This is a genomic window from Archangium sp., assembly GCF_036388035.1.
Lineage (GTDB): Bacteria > Myxococcota > Myxococcia > Myxococcales > Myxococcaceae > Archangium.
Genome location: NZ_DASVSO010000468.1, coordinates 1 through 8,303 on the forward strand (window position 1 = coordinate 1; position 8,303 = coordinate 8,303).

Below are 8,303 nucleotides of genomic sequence, written 5' to 3' on the forward strand. Positions count from 1 at the left end.
CCCTTGGTGGATGGCTTCGGCGTGCTTGCGAGCCTGGTGAAGCTTCGTCGCCTCCTCAAAGGCCGTCTGTGCCTCGGACAGCCGTGGATCTGGCTGCTCCTCCCCTGCCGCCCTACCCGCGGTACAGCACAGCACAACCACTGTCATCCATCTGAGTATCCGCCACATGCTGGCTCTCCGTGTCTCAAGGGCTCGCCTCTCGAGACCCGCTTCAAGAGCAGGTCCCCCTCCCGCCGGGGAACTCCTGGCAGTTAGGGCCGAGGGGCGAAGGGCGCACAGACGCGCACGCCGATGAGGACCTCTCGCTGGATCGGGTCGCCCGCCGTGCGATTGGCGACGCGGGCGCCGAACTGGTCGTAGTACCAGGCGCCTCCGCGCAGGACGATGCGACCGAGGTCCCCCGTCATCGGCCGCGTCAGCTCGAAGGCGTTGCCCGCCATGTCGAGCAGGCCGAAGGGGCTCGCCGATGCTGGATGAGCGCCGACCTCGTCGGGCCCGAAGGCCGTGGATTGCCGCCCGTACGTCGCATCGATGTTGACGTCCTCGGGCCGCAGCCGGTCCCCATGAGGGTAGGTGCGGCCGTCGGCGCCGCGGGCGGCGCGCTCCCATTCCATCTCATTGCACAGGCGCGCCCCGGGCAGCCGCCCGGACTGGTCCAGCCAGTAGAAGTACCCCTGGAGGTCCTCGGCCGAGACGCCGGTCAGGGGCAGTTTGCGCCAGTCCACCGTCTGACGCTCACGGCGGCCGGGGTAGTGGATGGGCTCGCCCTCGCGTGCCGTGAGGACGAGGTCGTTGGAGCGGCGGAAGGAGAAGCTCCAGCCGCCTCCGGGTTGCTGCCGCAGGGTGACGGCGCCAGCGCTGTTCATGCGGGGCTGCTCGAGGACGCGTCGGGCCTCGGCCCCGGGGGGCAGCGTGTCGAGGTAGTCCAGCCAGTCCTGGAACGTTACCTCCGTGCGCCCGATGAGGTAGCCCTCGCCGAGGCAGAAGCGGTGCAGCGGCGAGGCGCGCATGAAGCCTCGCACCTGCTCCGGGTCGGCGCTGCCCAGCAGGAAGCAGCCAGGGGGAATGTAGACATAGCCCTCGGGCACGGCCTCGGGGAGCACGAGGTGGAGCCGCTCTTGGCCACCGCGCGTGAGGAGCAGGGGCAGGTCGACGGGCGCACGGCCAGGGTGCGTCACGCGCAGGAGATAGGAGCCGGCGGAGAGCCGCGCGGCGGGCAGGGGCGTGGAACCGAACTCTCCGACGAACTCGCGGCGCAGCACTCCCTGGGCATCACTGACGTAGCGCTCGAGGGCCACCCTCGCGCCAGGAGGCTCGGTCACCAGCTCGAGCTCAGCCGGGGCCAACACCCGCTGCCGCCACTGTGCCCCGTCCTCGGCGTCTTCAATGAGGTGCTCCAGGCGCTGTCGCAGGTCTTCCTGCGCGCCCTGCGGGTGGAAGCTCTCGGCGAGCAGCAGGCGCTCGTAGGTGGCCTCCAGCAGCAACGGGCGCGCGTCGCCCTGGGCGCGTCCGCGTTCGAGGGCCCGCTCCAGGGAGCGGGTGGCGCGAGCGTAGGCCCCATCCGCCTGGGCGAGCAGCGCGAGCGCCTCGCTCCAGCGCTGCTCGGCGAAGGGGCGGGAGTTCGGGTTGCCCGGTCCCACGGCGAGGCTGGCGGAGGCGGGGGGTCGTTCGTCGAACTGCGCGAGCGCCTCTTCCCGGAGCACCCGCACCCGCGCCCCGAGGGTTTGGCCCGCGGCGAGTGCCTCCCGTGCCTCCTGGAGGCGCTCGGAGACGAAGCGCACGTCGGCCAGGTACTCCCGCAGGTGGAGGGCGCCATAGATGAGGGCGAGCGTGAGCGGCACCAGCAGCACGGTCAGGCGCCGCCCCCAGCGCTGGAGCCTCGCGGCACGGGAGGAGGCGAGCAGGAAGGCCCGCTCGCGCACGCCCAGCGTGGCGGGGTCCAGCGGGTGGGCCTCGTCGAGCTGGCGCTGGCCCCAGAGCGCCTCCCGGGTGCGCGCCAGGCGCTCCCACTCGGCGCTCGCCGCCTCGATGCGCTGGCGCACCGCGCGGTGTCCGATGTCGTTGTCGAGCCAGTTGCGCAGCGTGTGCCAATGGGTGAGGAGCGAGTCGTGGGCAATCTGATACCGGGCCTCGCCCGCGGCGGTGCTCGCGTGCAGCAGCCGGCCCTCGACGAGCACGCGCAGGGCGGTGCCGGTGGCCGCGTCCGCCGTGCCGAGCTCCCGCTCGCCGCGCTCGCCACGTGTGCCCTCGGCCGTCACCAGTTGCAGCAGGAGCCTCCGTGCCGCCTGCTGCTCGGCCGGGTCGAGGCGCGCGAGCACCCCGTCGGCATGCCGCGACAGCGCTCCGGCCACCCCGCCCATCTCCTCGAGGGCCTGCTGGGTGATGCGGCCGTGCACCGGGTTGCGCCGCTGCCAGAGCTCGGCGAGCGCGAACTGGAGCAGCGGCAGGCTGCCCGCGCCCTGCGCCGTGGACGAGACGAGCGTGTGGATGAGCTCGTCGGACTCGAAGACGACGCCCTGGCCGCGAGCGGGGCCGACGATGGCCTCGCGCATGCCCTCGGCGCTCAGCGGCCGCAGGATGTAGAGCCCCCGCTCGGCCTCACCGCCCAGCCCTGGCAGCGCGCACACGCGCGTGAGGAAGTCGCCGCGCACCGCCAGCAGCACGCGCACCCCCGCGGAGGGCAGGGCCAGCTCGCCCAGCAGCAGGGCGAAGCGCTCCGCCTGCTCGGGCTCGGCCAGGGTGATGAGCTCCTCGAGCTGGTCGATGAACAGCAGCAGGGTGCGCCGGCCCTGGTGCGCCTCGCGCAGCGCCTGTGCGAAGCCCGCGGGCGTGGAGGAGAACGCCTCGAAGATGTCCGCCTCCTTGCGGCCGAGCAGCGGCGCGAGCGCGGCGGCCAGGGATTGCAGGGGGCGGCGGCCGGGGCAGATCGTCACCGGGGTGCACTCGCGGCCCTGGTCCAGCTCGCCCGCGGCCACCCGGGGCAGCACGCCGGCGCGGCACAGCGAGGACTTGCCCACCCCGGAGTCCCCGGCGACGAGGACCAGAGGCTGGCGCTGGAGGCGATCGAGCAGGGCGCGGATGTCGTCGTCGCGTCCGAAGAAGAGCGTCCGGTGGCTGGCCTCGAAGGGCTCGAGGCCCCGGTAGGGGTTGCCGGTCGCCAGGGGCGAGGAGGCGTTGCTCTTCTCCAGTCGCTCCAGCACCTCGCGGAGCCGCTCGGTCGAGGCGAAGCGCTCGGAGGGGTTGAGCGCCAGGCACTGGTGGATGAGCGCGGCGAAGTCCGGGTCCATGCCCTCGGGGAACGCGGCCGGCGCCGGGTCGTCGTGCGGCTCCTGGGCGGGGCTCCGGTCGAGGAAGCGGGCGATCAGCTCCTCCTGGGCGCGTGGCAGCCGGTCCGTGCACAGCTCATGGAGCACGAGGCCCAGGGCATAGATGTCACTCTGGGGTGAGGCCGACGCACCGCGCAGGAGCTCGGGCGCCATGTAGCGCGGGGTCCCCGCGAAGACCCGTGCGCCCGAGGGCTGCGAGACGGCATCTCGGTCGATGCGCTCGGCCAGTCCGAAGTCGAGCAGCTTCACCTCGCCCTGCGGGGTGACGAGCGCGTTGGAGGGTTTGATGTCGCGGTGCAGCACCCCGTGACGATGCGCCTCCGCCAACCCTCGGGCCAGGCCGAGCCCCAGCGCGAGCACCCGCCGCCAGGGCACCGGCCGGGGCAGCTCCGCGAGGTTCTGGCCCTCGACATACTCAGAGACGATGTAGGCGTGCCCCTCGATTTCCCCGACGCGGAAGACGGTGACGACATTGGGGTGCTGCAGGCGGGCGATGGCGCGGGCCTCGGTCTCGAAGTACGCCCGGACCCACGGGGTGGGTCGCTCGGAGGCGATGAACTTCACCGCCACGAGTCGCTCCAGCGAGGTGTCCTGCGCCAGGTGGACGACCCCCATGCCGCCGCGGCCGAGCTGGCGCACGAGGCGGAACTCGTCGAACTGGAGGGGGGGAGCCCAGGGCGTGCTGGCCGGCGGCGCTTGAGGCGTCGCGGGGTCGCTGCCCGGGCCCTCTATCGTGAGGGTGCTCTCCCCCGGGGACTTCTTCCTCTCGGGCAAGGCGCCTTGCTCCGCCAGGCCGCCGCGCACGACCGTGGCGAGCAGGGCCCGGCACTCATGGCACTGGGAGGCGTGGCGATGGGCGCGCGCCAGCTGCTCCTCCGACAACCGGCCCTCCATCAACTCCACCATCAGCTCGTCGGTGAGGCAGTCGCTCACGTCGGGTCCGGCCTTGGGGGCGGCTGTCGGTTTGACGGGATTCATGACGCGGATGCCGGCGAGGGCCCAGGGACCGTTCAGCGGGGACCCGACTCATGGCGCGAGGCGAGGGGGTGTAGAGTGTCGAGTATGACACAAGCGTCGGAACTGGTCGCCACGTTCCTCGCCCATGCGCGGGGGCGCATCGAGGCGCCAGCGGAGGCCGCCGCACTGGAGGGCCTGCTGCACCGCGTCTGGGAGGAGGTTCACGCCCAGTGGCCGGGGGTGGAACTGCCCGTGGAGCGGTTCATGCGCCACCTGGCGGAGCGGCTGCCCGAGGCGGGTTCCGAGGGGCAGCTCGCGTCACGGCTCGAGCGGCTCTCCTTGTCGGAGCTCTACCTCGCATGTGCGTGTGTTCAGGGGATTGCCGCGGCCACCGAGGCCTTTGACAAGCATTACCTGGCGAAGCTGCCCGGGCTGCTGGGATACCTGAGGCAGCCAGCGGCGATCCTCGACGAGGTCTGCCAACTCACGCGGGTGAAGCTCCTGGTCCACACGCCCGAGCGGGCGCCCCGACTCAACGACTACACGGGGCAGGGTGCGTTGTTGAGCTGGGTGCGAATCGCCGCGGTGCGCATCGCCCTCAGGGTGAGCGCCTCGGACAAGCCCGCGTCGGACGAGGGCGTGGTGGAGGTGCTCGAGTCCCTTCCAGCGCCGGGGGATGTGGAGTTGGACCTCATCCGGCGGCGCCATCACGCTGAGTTTCGCCAGGCCGTCCGCGAGGCCTTCACCGCGTTGTCGGTGGATGAGCGGCACCTGCTGCGGCTCCATGCCGTGGATCAGCTGTCGACCACCGAGCTGGGGGCGCTGTTTCGCGTGAACCAGTCCACGGTCTCCCGCTGGTTGAAGAGCGCGCGGCAGACGGTCTTCAACGAGACCCGGCGTCGGCTGCAGGAGCGGCTGGGGCTTTCCGCGCGCGACTTCCAGAGCTTCCTGGGCGCCCTGGACAGCCAGCTCGAGCTGGGCATCAGCCAGGTTTTTGGGGAGGAGGACGCGCGGGCCCGGAGGTGAGCTCCCCTCCTTCCTGGCCGCTGCCTCAGGGGCCCGAGAACACGCCGATGGCTCCGGGTGTGGTGTCGGTGCCCTGGAAGGCCACGAGGATGCGCCGCGGATTGCTCGAGCGGTCGACCTGGATGTCCGAGATGCGCATCCCGACCAGCTCACTCGGCAGGACGCCGCTGCCGTACTTCAGTACGGTGGTGCCTTGCACGCGGCTCAGGCCTCCGCCCCAGCTCGCGCCCGCCCACACGCTGTTGTCCAGCGGGTCCCCCGCGACGGCCGACACATAGCCCTTTCCATCGACGAGCTCGGTGGACAGCGTGCGCAGGCGGGTTCCGTTCGGGTCGAGCAGCGCCAGGCCCCGGCTCCAGCTCCCCACCCACACGCTCTGATCGCTCATCACCGCCATGCCCGACACATGGTCGTCCACGCGCTGCTCCCGGGTGGGAACGTTGGGTTCGCCCACGGCATCCGGCCAGATGTCGTAGCGGTTCCACGCGTAGGAACTGCCCTCGCTCTGCGTCTGGGCTGACCAGTAATTGTAGCCGTTGGTGCCGTAGCGGAAGCGGGTAGAGCGGTTGGCACCGCCAAACCACACGTCTCCATTCGAGGCGACCGAGACGCCGTAATACGCGTCGGTGAGCAGCACCACGCGCGTCTGGTCCGAATTCCACGCGTTGATGGCCGGATGCACGTGCTCCTTCACTCCGGCGCAGCTGTAGTCCCAGGTCCCGGCGGCGCAGCTGTACCCGGCGAAGTCCGCGCTGCCCAAGGCGAAGCCGTGGTTGGCGCCAAACCAGACGCTCTTCGTCCGGGGGTCGTATGCGATGCGCAAGATGTTGCAGAGCTTCTCTCGCCCGCGCGGCTCGGCGGCGACCTTGTTGGGGCCGGTGGAGAGATCATAGTGCACCACCTGGATGCCCGTGGCCGTCAGCGTCACACGGTCCGCGTCACCGCTCTTGTAGATGCTCGCATCCGGAGTACGGCCGGCGGAAGGGGCCGCGTCCCATTCGTCCTCGCACGTGGGCATGCCCGGGGCGGGCTTCTTGCCCTCGTACCCGACGAAGGCGACGCCCGCGGGGCCTCCGGCGACGGAGATGACCTTCAGGTACTTCTCCCCGGCGGGGGCACTCCCGTCGAGCATGTAGCCGTAGGGCCGCAGGCCATGAGCCATGGTGAAGCGGCGGAACTGCGTCTGGCCTTTCGGAAGGACGAACAGCCCCTCCTCACCGCCGGCCACCCAGAGGTTTCCCCCCGCGTCGGCGCTCACGCCGAAGACGTACCGGGGTCCCCCCTGCGCCGTGCCATGGAACGTCCAGCCATTCCCACTCGTAGGAGGTGGGGGAGGAGTGCTGCCCGTCTCCACCGTCACGACGAGCTGGGGCCGCAGCGAGGTGCTGGACGACTCCCGCGAGTAGAACACGGTGCCATCCGTGCCCGTGGCGCTCAGCGCGAGGTTCACCGTGCCATTGCCCTGGACGGCGGCCGTCACGTCCCACTCCACCCAGGTGTTGGAGGCCACCGAGGTGACGCGGGACAGCGGCGTCTGCGTCGCGGGCTTCGTCTGGAAGGTGAGGGTGCCCTCCTGCCATGCGGAGCCCGTCGTGGAGACGGCGGGGCCCGTGGTGGTCGCATCCGTCGCGTACAGGCGCAGTTTCGCGCGGCGGACGGTGCCAGTGATCCCGCTCAGCTCGAAGCGCAGGAAGGTCGCGTACTCGGGTGAGCCATCCACCTTCAGCGTGCTGGAGCCCCCGAAGTTCTGGGTCGGGTAATCCCTCTCCACCCGCGCATCGGCGACAGGGGCGAAGACCCGCGTCTCCTCGAGGCCCTGACCCACCGGCGACAGGCTGCTCGCCGGCTCCTCCGGTTCCATCACAACACCACAGCGTGTGAGCAGCGCCACCGCCGCCACGCACAGTCCCCCCCTCGCCCAGCCCTTCATCCTTCCCACGTTCCATCTCCCATTTGTTTGAGACAGAGGCGCCCGGCTGACACAAGAACGCCCCTGCGGGCTGGTCCTTGCAGCCGGGGTGCCGATTCGGGGGGAGACACCCCTGTGGGGGCAGCAGGCCCAAGGAGGGCAACCCGCTTCCACGGGGTGGGTAGACAGCGCGAGAACGGAGCCGGAGGGGGACTCTCGAGAGGAACCTGGCGCGCGTTCCCAGGTCGCGTGTGTGCAACCGTTGGCCCTCACGCGCCTGTGCTGGCCGGGGCCTCGAACAGCTCGCGGATGTCCCCCTCGGTGCGCGGGGGGCGCGCGACGCGCTGCCTGGACAGCACGCGCATCGGCATGCCCGCCTTCGTCGATAGCGTCGCCTGCACCTGATGGTCGATGCGCGCCCCGTCGGGCGGCAGCAGCGTGAAGCGCTGGAGCAGCATCGCCAGGGTGAGGCGGATCTCCAGCGCGGCGAGGCTCGCACCCACGCACACATGCGGTCCGGCGCCGAAGGGCAGGTACGCCCAGGGGGAGGGTTGCTCGCCCTTCAGCCACCGCTCGGGCAGGAAGCTGTTCGGGCGCTCGTAGAGTTCCGGGAGCCGGTGCGTGACGAGCGGGCTGAGGAAGACGTCGGCCCGCTCCGGTAGCTCGTGGCCACCCAGCGTCGCGCCCCGGGCGGCGGTGCGCGCCGTGAAGGCCACCGGGGACAGCAGCCGCATGCTCTCCTTGACGACGGCGTCGAGCAGCGGCAGCGCGGCGAGCTGCTCGTGCGTGAGCGCCGCCCCCTGGAGCACCGTCAGCTCGTCCTGCACGTCATGCAGCACGCGGTCCAAGAACTTCGTGGACACTCCATTAGGAGGGCCGCTGAAGGGTGTCGCCTGCTGCGGTATTTTCCCGGCCCAGTCGTTGCTGGATGGGCTGACACGTCAGCCGGCTTCGCTGACGCGTCAGCTGGCGTGTCCAAGGCCTTGAGTCTCCCCTCCGTCACCCGGCCCTTCCTCTTACACGGGGGGCCCAAGGGACTGGCCTGCCGGTTGCTATGAGACAGCCGCGGCGCACGCCAGCGAGAC

4 protein-coding genes are annotated in these 8,303 nt (G+C 71.2%); 1 reads left to right on the forward strand and 3 read right to left on the reverse strand.

Going from position 1 to position 8,303, the window contains the following annotated elements:
- Positions 1 to 251: 251 nt before the first annotated feature.
- Positions 252 to 4,304, reverse strand: coding sequence for a protein kinase domain-containing protein (locus tag VF697_RS18830; protein WP_331096920.1), 4,053 nt, complete (start codon positions 4,302 to 4,304; stop codon positions 252 to 254).
- A gap of 84 nt (positions 4,305 to 4,388) precedes the next feature.
- Between VF697_RS18830 and VF697_RS18835 the strand changes: the two genes are divergently transcribed.
- A complete protein-coding gene (locus VF697_RS18835; RefSeq protein ID WP_331096922.1) occupies positions 4,389 to 5,309 on the forward strand; it encodes a sigma-70 family RNA polymerase sigma factor in 921 nt (306 codons plus the stop codon).
- Between the two features lie 25 nt (positions 5,310 to 5,334).
- On the opposite strand, the gene VF697_RS18840 is transcribed toward VF697_RS18835, so the two are convergent.
- Together VF697_RS18840 and VF697_RS18845 are read right to left on the reverse strand one after the other, a co-directional pair.
- Positions 5,335 to 7,239, reverse strand: coding sequence for a DUF7594 domain-containing protein (locus VF697_RS18840; RefSeq protein ID WP_331096924.1), 1,905 nt, complete (start codon positions 7,237 to 7,239; stop codon positions 5,335 to 5,337).
- A 248-nt stretch (positions 7,240 to 7,487) separates the two neighbouring features.
- Positions 7,488 to 8,057: a cytochrome P450 gene (locus tag VF697_RS18845; protein WP_331096926.1), complete on the reverse strand. Its 570-nt coding sequence runs from the start codon at positions 8,055 to 8,057 to the stop codon at positions 7,488 to 7,490.
- Positions 8,058 to 8,303 lie beyond the last annotated feature (246 nt).

What these genes read in the sequence shown, in the direction of transcription:
- VF697_RS18830 (WP_331096920.1), bottom strand. Translation starts at nt 4,304, where the DNA reads ATGAATCCCGTCAAACCGACAGCCGCCCCCAAGGCCGGACCCGACGTG.
- VF697_RS18840 (WP_331096924.1), bottom strand. Translation starts at nt 7,239, where the DNA reads ATGAAGGGCTGGGCGAGGGGGGGACTGTGCGTGGCGGCGGTGGCGCTG.
- VF697_RS18835 (WP_331096922.1), top strand. Translation starts at nt 4,389, where the DNA reads ATGACACAAGCGTCGGAACTGGTCGCCACGTTCCTCGCCCATGCGCGG.